Raw genomic sequence first — 14,342 nt, forward strand, 5'->3', positions numbered from 1 at the left:
CTTTTTTTAAAATATAATATTAAGACCAAATGAATAACTCTGGCTTAACGGTATACTTAACCCGGTAAATCCATAAACATTACTTCCTGCGCTATATTGATTTCCTTCAGGGTCGAATCCATCAAACGGTGTCCATAACAAAATGTTATTGGCACTTACGTTAAAGCTAAGTTTGTCTACTTTTAATTTTTCAGTAAGACTAGATCCAAAATCGTAAGACAGCCCTATGTTTCTTAGTTTTACCCAAGAAGCATCTTGCACTAAAATCTCTGAAGCCCTGTTGTAACGTGTCGAACTTCTGTAGTAGTTTTGATCGATTGTTGTTTCGATGGTATTGGGAGTAAAACCGCCACTGCCATCGTCCATAACGCCATCTAAAACAGTATCTACATTACGATAGGCTGTAATGCCACGAACACCGTTTCTAATAGAGTTACGCATTCCGGAATCGTAAAGATCGCCTCCTTTTTTGTATTCTAATACAAAATTGAATCCGATACCTTTCCATTTAAAACTGTTATTAACGGAAGATATAAAATCTGGAAATGCATTACCAACCATAACTCTTTCGTCTAGGTTAACACGGGGCAAACCGTCGCTTCCAATATAACGCTGTCCGTTTTCGTAGCGCCACTTGTAACCATATAAGTTACCCATTTTGTCGCCTTCTCTAACCTCGGAAGTTACACCAGCAAAACCGGCATCGGCAAATATAATGGCCTCAATATCATCAGGAATATCAAGTACGTTGCCTTCGCTTGTAGACCAGTTTAAAATCATATTCCACTTAAAGTCTGTTTTTCTAATAATATCCAAACTTAATAAGAGCTCATGTCCAAAAACCTCGTAATCTCCTGCATTTCTTGTAATAGCAGATAATCCAGAGGAATACGCTGTGCCCACATTGAAAATTTGATCTTGAACCTTGGTTTTAAAATAAGCGTAATCTACACGAATGCGACTATCGAAAAATCGTAAATCAGCACCAAATTCAGTAGACTTGTTGCTTTCTGGTTGAATTGCCAAATCTCCTAGTCTCGTGCTTCTTCTGTATCCGCCAGAGCCAGCAAATGGAAAATCGCCATCAACTACAAAATATTGTCCAACATCGCCAAACCCCGGACCTTTACCTACTTCTGCCCAAGAGGCTCTAAGTTTTCCAAAAGAGAAAATGTCGCTATCTCCAAAAAGACTAGTGATATCGTAGGCTAAACTAGCCGATGGGTAAAAGAACGACCGGTTTTCTTTTGGTAGGGTTGACAACCAGTCGTTACGGCCTGTTAAGGTTAAAAACAGTTTGTCTTTGTAAGCCAATTTAAGCTCGCCAAAAACACCCATGTTGCGCAACTGCACTAACGAATTGTCTATAAAGAAATTGGTTGTGTTACCTATTTCGTTAACGCCTGCAATATTTAAACCTTCACCACGTGCTTCATCATAATCTCTTTTAGTATCTGAAACTTGATGTCCTAAAGTTAAATCTGTAGTAAAATCATCAGACCAATCTTTGGTAAATGCAACCAATAAGTTAGATTCTAAAGCTGTGAAGTTTATATTTTGATTTAAAATAAAACCACCAACTTGCGAACCACCATCTAAATCGGGGCCTACATAACGATTACGTCTGTCTGAATAATTATCAATTTGGGCAGCATAGGTAATATTTACCCATTCTTTTGGTTGCCAATTAAAGGTCGCATTACCTACCCAACGGTTAACATCGTCAACAAGACTGCTGGTTTCCATTAAATATCTTGGGTTATCAATAATTCCAAAGGAATAATCACGCTCGGACCCATCGGGATTTTGGTAATCATTAATTGGGAATGTTCCTGAAAAATAAGACAGGGCACTCATTACCGATTTATCTCCACCATTTGCACGCCTACCACCAGAATTGGTAAAGGCAATTGAGCTATTAATAGTGAAATTGTCGGTCACCTTATAACCCGCTTTTAATCTAAGATTCGTTTTTTCGTAATCTGTGTTTGGTAAAATACCTTCGTCGCTACTATTACCAACAGATAAGAAATAATCCATAACACCGGTAGCACCACTAACACTTAAGTTTATTTGTGTGTTAACGCCAGTTCTAAAAATATCATAAGGACTATAATAGGCATCGTTTGAAAGGTCTACAACATCGCCATTGCCCAAAGTTGCAGAATCATCGCTAAATCTTGGTCCCCAAGAATAGAAAGAAGTTCCTCCTAATCTTGTAAACCCAATATCGGTTTCTGGTGTATACAAGGTTCTAGGCAGGTTGTTAAAACCTTCGCGATATTCGGTTTGATCATCAGGCGTTGTTTTAACTTCCCTAAAAGAAGTAGAGGCTGTTAAATTTATTTTAGCCTTTCCTAATTTACCTTTTTTAGTAGTGATAATAATGGCACCATTTGATGCTCTAACGCCATAAAGCGCGGTTGCAGCTGCACCTTTTAAAACATTATAGCTTTCTATATCTTCAGGGTTTATATCTCCCGCTCTGTTAGAAAACGCGAATTGTTCTGCACTATTTGGTGAATTTGAACCTGAACTTGGTCTTACTTCACCAGAAAACGTATCATTATTAAGCGCTAAACCATCAACAATAATTAAGGGTTGATTACTTCTGGAAGGATTAACCGAGGTAATACCTCTAATCAGAATATCGACACCACCACCAGCAGATCCAGAGGTTCGGTTAATTTGCACACCGGCAACCTGTCCTTGAAGCGCTTCAAGAGCGTTAGTTTGCCCCGTTAAATTAACATCATTGGCATCCACTTGGGTTACAGAATATCCCAAAGATTTCTGTTTTTTAGCAACACCAAACGCCGTAATTACCACTTCATCCAGTTTGCTTGCATCTTCTTCTAGAGTCACATCTAGTTTTGTTCCCGTTACGGAAACCTCTTTTGTTCTAAAACCAACAAAAGAAAAAATCAGTACATCGCCTTGATTTGCGGAAATAGAATAATTTCCATCAAAATCAGTAGATGTTCCTTTGTTTGTACCTTTTACTTGAATGTTTACACCTGGTAACGGAACGCTTGACGCATCGGTTACTTCACCACTTACCGTTATGTTTTGAGCAAACAAAAAACTGCATGTAGCGGCAAAAAAAACAAGAAAAGAGAGGGTTGCTTTTTTGTTCATAAATTAAGAGTTTGAATTAATAGTCTCTCAAATATAGTAATGTTTGCGTTTTTATGAGTGTTTTTTATGCATTTTTTTGCAATATTAATATGTTTATTGCATATTTAGTGCGTTTTTAATATACACTATGCTAAAGCAAGAAAGACAACATGCCATTTTAGACAAGCTAAAGGCCAATAAAAAAGTACTCTCAACAAAATTGAGCCGAGAGCTGTTGGTTTCTGAAGATACCATCCGAAGGGATTTAAAAGAACTCGAATCTAAAAACCTAGTATATAAAGTACACGGTGGCGCTTTGCTGAAAGAAAGCAGAATATTATCTTATGACGAACGAAGTATTGCCGATATTGATAAGAAAAAGAAAATTGCGAAAAAAGCCGTTAATTTAATACATGATGGACAAGCCATTATTATGAGCGGAAGTTCAACCAATTTGGAGTTGGCTAAAATTATACCACCAGATATTAACGCCACCGTTTACACTTATAGTTTGCCCATTGCCACACAACTGTCGTATCACCCTTTAATTGAGGTAATTTTTTTAGGCGGAAAATTAAATAAGGCCGCACAAGTTACCGTGGGTATAGATTTGGTAACTTCAATCTATAATATCAGTGCCGATATTTGTTTTATGGGCGTGGACGGAATAAACGTCAACAGAGGTTTAACGGAACAAGATTGGGATGTTTCTCGAATAAAAAGAAGGATGATTGAAGCTTCAAACCACGTCACGGTTATGTGTATAAGCAGCAAACTTATGTCGGTTAAAAGGCATACCGTTGTTCCTATTAATGATATTGATGCCATCATTACCGATATTGACCCATCCGATCCTGTTTTTGAAGATTTTAATGGCATTAATTCGGTCATTATTTAATCAACAATGATTCTAATTTTATTTGAAATGAATTTTGAATACCTTCCGGAAGAAATAAAATAATACCATTTTAAGAATGTTGACAGCTATTAAAAACAAACTGATTTATTTATGTTTATTGGCTTTGCTTTTTCTTAGCTGTAAATCAAACTACATTTCAAAAAACTTAGATAATTCCTTTTATAACAACCAATTTACAGGGTTGTTGGTTTACAACCCAAAAACAAAAGACACCGTATTTAAGTATAATGCCGACAAATATTTTACGCCGGCAAGCAACACCAAAATATTTACTTTATATACGGCTTTACAAGTGTTGCCTGCACAAATCCCTGCGTTTAAATATGGTGTGGAAAACGACACCATTACCATTCAAGGTGTTGGAAACCCCACTTTCTTACATCCGTTTTTTAATGACAGTACTGCGTTAAAAATGGCAAAACATTATAAAAATGTTAATTTGGTTTTAAATAATTTAGAAGATGATAAATTCGGCCCCGGTTGGGCTTGGGAAGACTACGACACTTATTTTAGCCCCGAAAAAAGCAGTTTTCCAATGTATGGCAATGTGGTTACCATTAGTAACCAAGATAGTTTACAAAGCATTCCGAATGTATTAAAAGATGAAATTCATTTATCCGAATCCAATAAAAGAAGACAATTTAACGATAACACATTTTATTACAACCCAAAGCGCAGGGACACCATTGAAGTTCCTATGGTTATCGATACTACATTAATAAAGCAGTTGTGGGATGATATTCTCCCAAACAAAGTATCTATTTCCAAGCCTACCGATAAAACGTTAACACATACAGCCTATAGTGTGCCATCGGATTCGTTATACAAACGGATGATGTTGGTTAGCGATAATTTTTTAGCCGAACAGATGTTAATTTTGGCATCATCAACACTTTCAGATACATTGAGTTCAAAACGAATTCGAGACAGTATTTTAAACAATCAATTAAAAGACTTAAAACAAAAACCGCGCTGGGTAGATGGCTCTGGGTTAAGCCGCTACAATTTATTTACACCAACCTCATTTGTTGAGGTGCTCACAAAATTGCACAACCAAATTCCGCAAGAGCGCTTGTTTAATTTGTTTCCTGTAGGCGGCAATTCGGGGACTTTAAAAAACTATTATTCGGGCGGAGAGAAACCTTATATTTATGCAAAATCGGGCACTTTAGGGAATAACTATTCGCTAAGTGGTTACCTAATTACAAAATCGGGAAGAACCTTGATTTTTAGTTTTATGAATAACCATTACCGGAAATCTACAACCGATGTTAAAAAACGCATGCAATTGATTTTTGAGTGGCTTCGCGATAATTATTAACTAGCTGCAAAAAAATCATCTATAAACCAAAGCATTTTTAAGCACATTCTTTTTAGTTTTCAAATCAATTAAAAACCCATTAATTACGGCATATTCGTTAACCCCGTTTTTCTGCAATAAAAAGGTAGGATTAACGCCGGGTCTTAATATAAGTTCAGGTATTTGGTGTCCAGCTTTAACCAAATGAATTGGCTTTGAGGCTTCTAAGTTGTTTTCAGGCAATGTTTCCAGTTGTAAATAGGTAAACCCCGATTTTAAAAGCTTGAAAACATCTAAATCTGAAATATCATCCACAGCATTAAACACCTCTGAATAAATTTTTCCTTCAACAATAGTGTACCCGTCAGCATTAAAAGTGTTGTATCCATAAAAGGTTGATAAATCGCCAAGATCTGCAATTCTGCCCACGTTATAAAAATCGGAATTATCGGCATTATCAACCTCATAACGCTTCACGCCAATATCAACGGTATAAGGCTTGCCCAATAAATTATAGGTGGCACCTTCAATTTTTAAATCGAATAATTTGCTGTCGTTTCTCGGGATGTTTTCGTAATCAGCAATTGGGATATTTTTGTACCGCCCATTGGCAATGGTATAAATTGCCGATAGAATAGAGACGTAATTCAGTTTTCGTATTTCCTGTTTTTCAACATCATTTTTATAGCCTCCGGACTCAATTAAAATCGTGCTGGTGCCCCATTTTTGTATGTTGTCGCCAAAAGCTCTGGGTTCGAAAGCATCATTGTATCTGCCCACTTGCCCCGGCGCGTACTTTTGGATAATATCATTCATAAAAACAATAATTTTCATGGCGTCTCCGCGCACTTGGTTAATGTCTTTTTCGTAATTATAAGCCGGTGCTAAATACGAAATGGTGGCAGGTTTGTCGGTGCGTTCGGCATTGTAATAAATGTTTTGGTCGTGTAGATTAAACCCAAAATCGGCATTTAGGCTGTCCCTAACACGCTTTAAAGTCCGGCCTTCAGGCGATTGTAGGCGCAACGCATCACGGTTAATATCAATGCCCAACGTATTCCGACGTGTATATTTTTCGGCGCCATCAGGATTTAACATCGGCAAAAAATGAAGCGTTACGCTATTTAGTATGGTTTCTTTTTCACTGGTAAAATCATTGCTAATCAACAAATTAAAAATATCAAAAATAGCTTGTGTTGCCGTGGGTTCGTCACCATGCATTTGCGACCATAAAAACACCTTGTTTTTACCAGAACCAATACTGATTAAGGTTAAATCCCGCCCTTCAATAGATTGCCCCACTTTGTTTACGGTGAAACCAGGTTTGTTTTTAAGCGCGTTGATTATAGGCTGAATATCTTGATGTTTTATGCGCCTTTTATCCAAGCTGGTTTCTTTGTACGTCTCGTAATTTTCGTAAATTTTAGAAGTAAAATCGTTGGTTTGGCTAGCCACAGATACGGTTATAAACAGCAATATCAGCTTAAAAAAAGATTTCATATTAATAGCAGGATTATTGTTTTAAGTATATAAATAGTACTTTTGAAACTACAAGAAACAAAAATAGTTATAAAATGGCAGATAAAGTTACCACACAGTGGAAAGGCGATATGGTATTTGAATCGGATAACCCACGTTGGGATTCCATAATGATGGATGCCTCAGAAGAATTTGGAGGCACCAATTCCGGAATGGCACCCAAGGCTATGATGCTATCCTCATTGGCCGGTTGTTCGGGTTTGGATGTTGTTTCGGTTTTAAAAAAAATGCGGATTAAAATTGACGATTTTAAAATGATTGTTGAAGGCGAGCTTACCGATGAGCATCCAAAATACTATCATAAAGTATCGGTCGATTATCATTTTTATGGTAAGGATTTGAATGAAAATAAAATAAAGAGTGCCGTAGATCTTTCGGTTGAAAAGTATTGCGGGGTTATGGAAATGTTTCGTCATTTTGCCGAAATTAAAATAGATATCCATTATCACAATAAATAAGAAATTATAATTTTTTCTGAAAAGAAATTTATGCGTTGGACACTAAAGCCCAAACCCGAAGCCGGTAAATTAGCAGTTTTAAAGGAGGCACTAAAAGTAAATACACCTATTGCAACCTTGTTATTACAGCGTGGCATTGAAACTTTTGAAGAGGCTAAAACGTTTTTCAGGCCCAGTTTAAACGATTTGCACGATCCGTTTTTAATGAAAGACATGGATCTGGCTGTTGCCCGTATAGAAAAAGCCATAGCCAACAAAGAAAACATTTTGGTTTATGGCGATTACGATGTGGATGGCACTACGGCAGTCGCGTTAATGTCCACTTATTTAAAAACCAAATATCCGTTGGTTCATACCTATATCCCGAATAGATATGATGAAGGTTATGGCATTTCATATAAAGGCATAAACTTTGCTTTAGAGAACGATTTCTCGCTAATTATTGCTTTAGATTGCGGCATTAAATCGGTTGAAAAAGTAGCCCATGCAAAAAAACTGGGCATTGATTTTATTATCTGCGACCACCACAGACCCGGAAGCGAAATCCCAAAAGCAGCAGCTGTTTTAGACCCCAAACGAGAAGATTGTAATTATCCGTATAAAGAATTGTGCGGTTGTGGCGTTGGCTTTAAACTGGTACAAGCCTTAGCATCAAAAGACGGCGAAACGGTTGAAGATTTAACCGAGTATTTAGATTTGGTGGCCACAGCTATTGGTGCGGATATCGTTCCCATTGATGGTGAAAACCGAACCTTGGCTTATTTCGGGCTCATGGTTATTAACACCAATCCGCGCCCCGGAATAAAAGCGATTTTGGACCAGGTTGAAAAAACCGAGCTCACCATTACCGACGTTGTATTTATTGTCGCCCCAAGGATTAATGCGGCGGGACGCATGAAACACGGTAATTATGCGGTTACTTTATTAGCCGAAGAAGAGGATGATAAAGCACGTCAGTATGCCTCTGAAATCGACGAGTATAATTTAGACAGGCGCGAAACCGACAAGCAAATTACCGAAGAAGCACTTCAACAAATTGAAGCCAACAACGAACACGACCGACTTACCACAGTGGTTTACCACCAAGATTGGCACAAAGGCGTTATAGGTATTGTGGCTTCCCGATTAACAGAAACTTATTACAGGCCAACACTTGTATTTACGCGCAGTGGTGAATTTTTAGCTGCTTCGGCACGTTCTGTTCGTGGGTTCGATGTGTACAATGCCATAGAAGCATGCAGTGCGCATATCGAGCAATTTGGAGGACATAAATATGCAGCAGGATTAACGCTTAAAGAAGAAAATTACGAAGCTTTTAAACAAGCTTTTGAAGATGAAGTATCAAAAACAATCGACAGGAGTTTGTTAATCCCCGAAATTAAAATTGATGCCAAAATCGATTTAAAAGAGATAACACCAAAGTTTTATAGAATTTTAAAGCAGTTTGCCCCTTACGGACCGTCCAATATGACGCCTGTTTTTATGACTGAAAATTTAACCGATACAGGTTACGGCAAATGTGTTGGCGCCGATAAAACCCACTTGCGTTTAACTGCAAAACAACCAAATTCTACCAAAAGTATTGTTTGTATTGGGTTTGGCATGGGCGATAAGTATGAATTGATTTCCGATAAAAAACCATTCAAAGCAGTCTATTCCATTGATGAAAATGAGTTTAGGGGAAATGTATCGCTACAACTTAAATTAAGAGATATAAAAACATAAACATTTCTTATTTTAGAATTTAACAAAAAACTAAAATAGTAACTGGCTTTATTTTAAATTTGAAGCGTAATCTAAAATAATCTTCAACTAAATCCTGCAAGGTTTCAAAAACCTTGTAGGTATTAATTAATAAGACTCTTGCCTTCGCAGGAAATTAAAGTATGGCAAAAAACGATCCGTATGCCGCATTGCGTATTAAAGAATTCAATATTTTTTTATTGGTGCGATTTGCTTTGGTTTTTGGGTGGTCTATGCAATTTGTCGTTATAGAATGGCAAGTATACTCATTAACTAAAGACCCACTGTCACTCGGTATTATTGGGCTTTGCGAATTTTTACCTGCATTTTTATTAGCACCTTTTGCCGGACATATCGTAGATAAAAAAGAAAAGCGAAATCTATTCACGCTTTGCATTGCCCTGTTTTCGTTAATTAGTTTTGGGTTGTTTTGGCTAACCTCCGACCAAATTGAGGCCACATGGGAAACCAACGCCATTTTATACGGCATTTATGCTTTAGTGTTTTTTGGTGGTGTTTTAAGAGCTTTTTTTGGTCCAACTATTTTTTCGCTTATCGCATTGCTTGTGCCTAAAAAAATATATCCCAATGCCGCAACCTGGAGCAGCAGCACCTGGAAAGGCGCCAATGTTTTTGGAGCTTTGGTTGGTGGATTTTTAATTGCTTGGATAGGTGTGCACTACACGCTTGGTATTATATTTTTGCTGGTTATGCTGGCTCTATTGTTAGTGTTTAAAATAACTAAAAAACCTGTTTTAAATAAAGGCACCAACGAATCGGTAAAAGAAAGCCTAAGAGCAGGACTTCGTTTTGTGTTTAACGACAAAGTTATATTAGGCGCATTAACCTTAGATATGATTGCCGTTTTGTTTGGTGGAGCCGTTGCCATTTTCGCCGTATTCGCAAAAGACATTTTAGATGCCGGCCCCAAAGGATTCGGTTTATTAAACGCCGCACTTTCCTCGGGCAGCATTATTACCATGCTGGCCACAACCTATATCCCAATAACCAAAAACACTGGGAAAAAATTACTCTTTTCGGTGTTCGGATTTGGAGCTTGTATGATTGTATTCGGAGCTTCAAAATTATTGTGGTTAAGTATTTTGGCGCTATTCTTCTCGGGGGTTTTCGATGGCATTTCAATGGTCGTGCGTCAAACCATACTACAACTTAAAACACCAGATGCCATGCGCGGGCGCGTAGGTGCGGTCAACTCCATGTTTGTTGGGTCATCCAACGAACTCGGCGCGCTGGAAAGCGGGATAGCCGCACGTATTTTTGGAGCACCATTGGCCGTGGTTCTTGGCGGCACAGTAACCCTTATCGTTGTTGGGGTAATAGGTTTAAAAAACAAACCGTTACGCGAACTTGACTTGCAAAAAGATATTGATGCGCACGAAGACGAAGATTGATTTTTTGGGCGAGTTGCCATAAAAATGGCAAACAGGCTTTCCACTGTATCTTTTTTGTGCAAAGTGGTTTTAGTATCCCATTAAGCCTATGGTAAGCCCTCTAATTTTTACATCAATTAAAGATTTAGCACGCACAAAAAAGGATGCCGTTGCAATCCTTCTCGCGGGGTGTACTTGCCATCAAAGTTTTAGGCCTGAAATGTTTTTAACTCCATCGTTTCCCCATCAAAAACAGCGTAGGTGTAATGCGAAATCCAATCGCCTAAATTAATATATTTTGATGTTTCGTTGAGGTCGATATTTAAAGGCAAGTGCCTGTGCCCAAAAACAAAGTAATCGCGGTGTTTGTCCTCTAGCTTGCGTTTGCAATATTGCACGAGCCATTCGTTGTCTTCACCTAAAAACTTGGCATCCTCGTCGCCCGAAATCAATTTGTTTTTTACCGATAAGTGTTGCGCCAACCGCACGCCCAAATCGGGGTGCAACCACCTAAAAAGCCATTTACAAAACGGATTTGTAAACACCTTTTTCATGCGTTTATAGCCTTTGTCGTGAGGGCCCAAACCATCGCCGTGGCCTATAAAAAAAGTTTTATTGTTAAAGGTAAATTCTTTGGGTTTGTGGTAAACGGGAATGTTGAGCTCTTCTTCAAAATAGCCGTTCATCCAAAGGTCGTGGTTGCCAACAAAGTAGTAGATTGGAATTCCGGAATCGGATATTTCGGCGAGTTTGCCCAAAGTTCGTGTAAACCCTTTTGGGACTACTTTTTTATATTCCATCCAAAAATCGAATAAATCGCCCAATAAAAATATGGCTGCGGCATCGTGTTTTACAGCATCTAACCAAGCTACGAATTTTTTTTCGCGCGGGCGGGAGGCTTCTTGTGTGGGTGCGCCTAAATGGTTATCGGATGCGAAATATATTTTTTTTCCTTTGGGAATTTGCATGTTGTAAATATAGTTTTTTGACACGAATTTCACGAATTATCGCGAATAAGAATGTGCGCCTTTATTGTTATTTTACAAAGTTTTAAAGTGACAGCACAGGGCTTTACAGAGAAAAAACACCATGGTATATTTCTTGAAGTAAGCAGATATGTGCGTTAGGGATTGAGGTATTGTTGAAGCTCTTTTTGTGTTGTTGCACCTATGCAACACAAAAAAGCGACTACCGAAAGCCCGACCTGCCACCCTGAGCGTAGTCGAAGGGCAAGGTAACGCCCTAAATATTATCGGAGGCATACCACTCTGCAAATGAGGTATCGGTTTCCTGGAGTTTTAAGGAATGCAACATAATGTGGTTAGGTAAGCGTTTTTTTATTTTTTCCGCAAAGTCGATAACCATCATTTCACTGGTGGGCTGGTAGTTTACCAAAAGCACATTGTGGCCGCGGTTTTCAAGTTCTTTGGCGAGCTCGACATGGGGAGTGTTTTTGTTGAACACCGTGGCGTGGTCGAAGACGTTTACAATTTCTTCTTTTACGATTTTTTTTAAATCGCCGAAATCGATGACCATACCGAATTTCACATGATTGGTGTCGGTTATAGGCTTGCCAAAAACGGTTACCGAAAGTTTGTAGCTGTGACCGTGTACGTTTTTGCACTTGCCATCGTAACCGTAAAGGGCGTGTCCGGTTTCGAAAGAAAATTGTTTTGTTATGCGAATGTTGCTCATGTTGTAATGCTATTTGCTGCGCAAAGATACTACCTTCTTTTTTTTCTGTTTATAAAGTAAACGATTATTAAGGCTAAGCCTAGAATTAAAAATAATCCGCTTCCGCTAATAAAAGACATGATATCCATAGTTTTTACTTTTTAGGATTTTTTTTGATTAATCTGAAAATTATATACGCTATGGCAATAGTGGCTACCAAAGGCAGGTATTTTCCAATGGCGTATCCTATATTGTACCCGGCATCGTGGGCGTTTGATTCTTGTAATGCCATTAAAAATGTCATAAAAATTAGTATTAATTAAATGTGCATTATGCACTCAAAGTTAATTTATTTTTGACAGCGGTATAAATATTTTTCTAAAAATTAGAATTAACGGAAAACCGCGTGCGATAATCCATAGTGTTAATGCTATAAAAATGGCTTGTAATTTATAATCGAGCGAATCTAACCAAAACAAAACAGGTACAAACACTAAAAAGGTAGCGGCCAAAAGCACGTTGCGCAAGGCCTTCATTTTGCCTAACCCCTTAAAAATACCATCGAAAATAAAAGCGATTGTACAAAGCGGTTGCATGGCCAAAACAATCCAAAATACGTTGTAAAACTGTTCTAAAACCTTGGGGTCGTTGGTGAATATTTTGCCTAAAGGATAGTATAAAACACCGCCTACTACAGCAATTAACACACCTATTACAATGCCGTATTTTATTAATTTGTTGCTTAACGTAATAAGTAAAAGGTATTCTTTTCCGCCGTATAACTTTCCCGATAAAATATTGCCGGCGCTAGCATAACCATCAACAATAAAAGCCCCAAGAAACCATAAATTAATAGCAATGGTATACGCCGCAATATAGGTTGCGCCGTAACTGGTGGCGAATGCACTGGCGTAATAAAGCGTAACGTTTAAAGCAATAGTGCGTACAAACAGGTTAAGAATCATTATTATAAACCGGTTGATTTCTTTATTAAAAGGAAAACTTAATTTTAATGGAATTACGGTTTTTTTTAGTAAATAATAGGCAGAGAAAACGGCCATGAGCAATTGTGCAATAACGCTGGCGTAGGCGGCTCCTTTAAGGTTCATGGGCGCGATGTAACCCTCAATGCCGTAAACCAAAACCACATCTAAAACAACATTTGTAATGGTGCCAATAATTGCAATTAACATGGGGTAATAGGTGTTTTGTAAACCGCGAAAGGCACCAAAAACAGCTATGGTAAAAAGCGTAAAAGGAAATCCGAAAACGCGGATTCTGTAATAATCTACACTGTAGTCTAAAATTAAGCCAGAGGCATTATAAAGTTTGAAAATGAAGTTCGCAAAAGGATATGTGCCCAATATTATTAAAACACTTAACGAGGTAATAATAAATATAGCTTGGGCAGGTAGGTTTTTGATTTTATCGAGTTTATTGGCGCCAACATATTGCGACACAATGGATGAAATGGCGCTTCGGGTTTGCCCCAACACCCAAATTAACATTGATAAAAAAGTGGTTACAATGCCAACCGCGGCCAAAGACTCGGTGGCGTTAAATGCTATATTTCCAACAATGGCAGCATCGGTTAACGATAGTATGGGTTCGGATACGCCAGCTATTAAAGCAGGAACCGCCAATTTATTTATATGCTTTAAACTTATGTTTGTGCTCACCATACTAATTCGTAACAGTAAAAAGGATAATCGCTTTGTTTAGGGAAATAAATATTGCCCAATTTTTTATAGCCGCGAAGTTCGTAAAACTTCTGGTTTCTTTTGTTTTGAGAGAAGGTGTCTAATCTTATAGAGGTATAGTTGTTTTCTATGGCAAAAATTTCGGCAAAATCCATTAGCTTTTGTGCATAACCTTTGCCTTGATATTCTGGGTGAATGGCTAAACGATGGATGTAAATATTACGATTGTTCTCGGTTAACCAAGTGATTGGAATATATTCTTCGTCCATAAAAGTTGAAACGACTACGCAGCCAATAACTGTTTTGTTTTCTTCGATAACGTATAACTCGTTTCTTGAAACATCATTTTCAAAAGCTGCTTCATTGGGGTAATGCTCGTTCCACTGATAAATATCTTTGCCAATCATAAAGACGGCGCATGCTTTTGTAATCTCTATAATTCGGTCTATATCCTTAAGCGTTGCCTTTCGAATCATTTTTATAACTTTTTTTCATAAATAA

General features: G+C 37.8%; 12 protein-coding genes. 5 read left to right on the forward strand and 7 right to left on the reverse strand.

Features of this window, described 5'->3' with window-relative positions:
• Positions 1 to 6 precede the first annotated feature (6 nt).
• Positions 7 to 3,138, reverse strand: coding sequence for a SusC/RagA family TonB-linked outer membrane protein (locus RNZ47_RS03125; protein ID WP_311936224.1), 3,132 nt, complete (start codon positions 3,136 to 3,138; stop codon positions 7 to 9).
• 127 nt (positions 3,139 to 3,265) lie between these two features.
• Between RNZ47_RS03125 and RNZ47_RS03130 the strand changes: the two genes are divergently transcribed.
• Both RNZ47_RS03130 and RNZ47_RS03135 read left to right on the forward strand, forming a co-directional pair.
• Positions 3,266 to 4,015: a DeoR/GlpR family DNA-binding transcription regulator gene (locus tag RNZ47_RS03130; protein WP_311936225.1), complete on the forward strand. Its 750-nt coding sequence runs from the start codon at positions 3,266 to 3,268 to the stop codon at positions 4,013 to 4,015.
• A 76-nt stretch (positions 4,016 to 4,091) separates the two neighbouring features.
• Positions 4,092 to 5,357 carry a D-alanyl-D-alanine carboxypeptidase/D-alanyl-D-alanine-endopeptidase gene (locus tag RNZ47_RS03135; protein WP_311936227.1) on the forward strand — a complete coding sequence of 422 codons (1,266 nt, stop codon included), beginning with the start codon at positions 4,092 to 4,094 and terminating at the stop codon, positions 5,355 to 5,357.
• 15 nt (positions 5,358 to 5,372) lie between these two features.
• Here the strand turns inward: RNZ47_RS03135 and RNZ47_RS03140 are convergent, their stop codons facing one another.
• Complete coding sequence (locus RNZ47_RS03140) at positions 5,373 to 6,836, reverse strand: M14 family metallopeptidase (RefSeq protein WP_311936229.1); 1,464 nt, start codon at positions 6,834 to 6,836, stop codon at positions 5,373 to 5,375.
• A 74-nt stretch (positions 6,837 to 6,910) separates the two neighbouring features.
• On the opposite strand from RNZ47_RS03140, the gene RNZ47_RS03145 reads away from it, so the two are divergent.
• The 3 genes from RNZ47_RS03145 to RNZ47_RS03155 all read left to right on the forward strand — a co-directional run bounded on the left by RNZ47_RS03145 (position 6,911) and on the right by RNZ47_RS03155 (position 10,488).
• Positions 6,911 to 7,333 carry an OsmC family protein gene (locus RNZ47_RS03145; RefSeq protein WP_311936231.1) on the forward strand — a complete coding sequence of 141 codons (423 nt, stop codon included), beginning with the start codon at positions 6,911 to 6,913 and terminating at the stop codon, positions 7,331 to 7,333.
• Between the two features lie 30 nt (positions 7,334 to 7,363).
• The gene (recJ, locus tag RNZ47_RS03150; RefSeq protein WP_311936233.1) at positions 7,364 to 9,058 is read left to right on the forward strand and encodes a single-stranded-DNA-specific exonuclease RecJ; all 1,695 of its coding nucleotides are present in this window, start codon (positions 7,364 to 7,366) and stop codon (positions 9,056 to 9,058) included.
• Between the two features lie 161 nt (positions 9,059 to 9,219).
• On the forward strand, positions 9,220 to 10,488 hold the full coding sequence (locus tag RNZ47_RS03155) for an MFS transporter (RefSeq protein WP_311936235.1): 1,269 nt from the start codon (positions 9,220 to 9,222) through the stop codon (positions 10,486 to 10,488).
• A gap of 188 nt (positions 10,489 to 10,676) precedes the next feature.
• Here RNZ47_RS03155 and RNZ47_RS03160 read toward each other — a convergent pair whose 3' ends face one another.
• From RNZ47_RS03160 to RNZ47_RS03180, 5 genes are all read right to left on the reverse strand, one after another.
• Entirely contained in the window at positions 10,677 to 11,435 is a 759-nt protein-coding gene (locus tag RNZ47_RS03160; RefSeq protein WP_311936237.1) for a UDP-2,3-diacylglucosamine diphosphatase, read from the reverse strand.
• Positions 11,436 to 11,709: 274 nt separating this feature from the next.
• A complete protein-coding gene (locus RNZ47_RS03165; RefSeq protein WP_311936239.1) occupies positions 11,710 to 12,162 on the reverse strand; it encodes a 6-pyruvoyl trahydropterin synthase family protein in 453 nt (150 codons plus the stop codon).
• A gap of 133 nt (positions 12,163 to 12,295) precedes the next feature.
• Positions 12,296 to 12,445, reverse strand: a complete 150-nt coding sequence (locus RNZ47_RS03170) for a hypothetical protein (RefSeq protein ID WP_311936244.1) — start codon at positions 12,443 to 12,445, stop codon at positions 12,296 to 12,298.
• Positions 12,446 to 12,485: 40 nt separating this feature from the next.
• Positions 12,486 to 13,820, reverse strand: coding sequence for an MATE family efflux transporter (locus RNZ47_RS03175; RefSeq protein ID WP_311937476.1), 1,335 nt, complete (start codon positions 13,818 to 13,820; stop codon positions 12,486 to 12,488).
• Complete coding sequence (locus RNZ47_RS03180) at positions 13,817 to 14,317, reverse strand: GNAT family N-acetyltransferase (RefSeq protein ID WP_311936246.1); 501 nt, start codon at positions 14,315 to 14,317, stop codon at positions 13,817 to 13,819. The genes RNZ47_RS03175 and RNZ47_RS03180 overlap by 4 nt, the downstream gene beginning before the upstream one ends.
• Positions 14,318 to 14,342: the final 25 nt, after the last annotated feature.

It is taken from the genome of Hwangdonia seohaensis (assembly GCF_031932625.1).
Classification (GTDB): Bacteria; Bacteroidota; Bacteroidia; order Flavobacteriales; family Flavobacteriaceae; genus Hwangdonia; species Hwangdonia seohaensis.

Coding starts and splice junctions, on each gene's coding strand:
- RNZ47_RS03180 (WP_311936246.1), bottom strand. CDS start 14,317: ATGATTCGAAAGGCAACGCTTAAGGATATAGACCGAATTATAGAGATT.
- RNZ47_RS03155 (WP_311936235.1), top strand. CDS start 9,220: ATGGCAAAAAACGATCCGTATGCCGCATTGCGTATTAAAGAATTCAAT.
- RNZ47_RS03130 (WP_311936225.1), top strand. CDS start 3,266: ATGCTAAAGCAAGAAAGACAACATGCCATTTTAGACAAGCTAAAGGCC.
- RNZ47_RS03135 (WP_311936227.1), top strand. CDS start 4,092: ATGTTGACAGCTATTAAAAACAAACTGATTTATTTATGTTTATTGGCT.
- RNZ47_RS03165 (WP_311936239.1), bottom strand. CDS start 12,162: ATGAGCAACATTCGCATAACAAAACAATTTTCTTTCGAAACCGGACAC.
- RNZ47_RS03170 (WP_311936244.1), bottom strand. CDS start 12,445: ATGACATTTTTAATGGCATTACAAGAATCAAACGCCCACGATGCCGGG.
- RNZ47_RS03160 (WP_311936237.1), bottom strand. CDS start 11,435: ATGCAAATTCCCAAAGGAAAAAAAATATATTTCGCATCCGATAACCAT.
- recJ (WP_311936233.1), top strand. CDS start 7,364: ATGCGTTGGACACTAAAGCCCAAACCCGAAGCCGGTAAATTAGCAGTT.
- RNZ47_RS03145 (WP_311936231.1), top strand. CDS start 6,911: ATGGCAGATAAAGTTACCACACAGTGGAAAGGCGATATGGTATTTGAA.
- RNZ47_RS03125 (WP_311936224.1), bottom strand. CDS start 3,138: ATGAACAAAAAAGCAACCCTCTCTTTTCTTGTTTTTTTTGCCGCTACA.
- RNZ47_RS03140 (WP_311936229.1), bottom strand. CDS start 6,836: ATGAAATCTTTTTTTAAGCTGATATTGCTGTTTATAACCGTATCTGTG.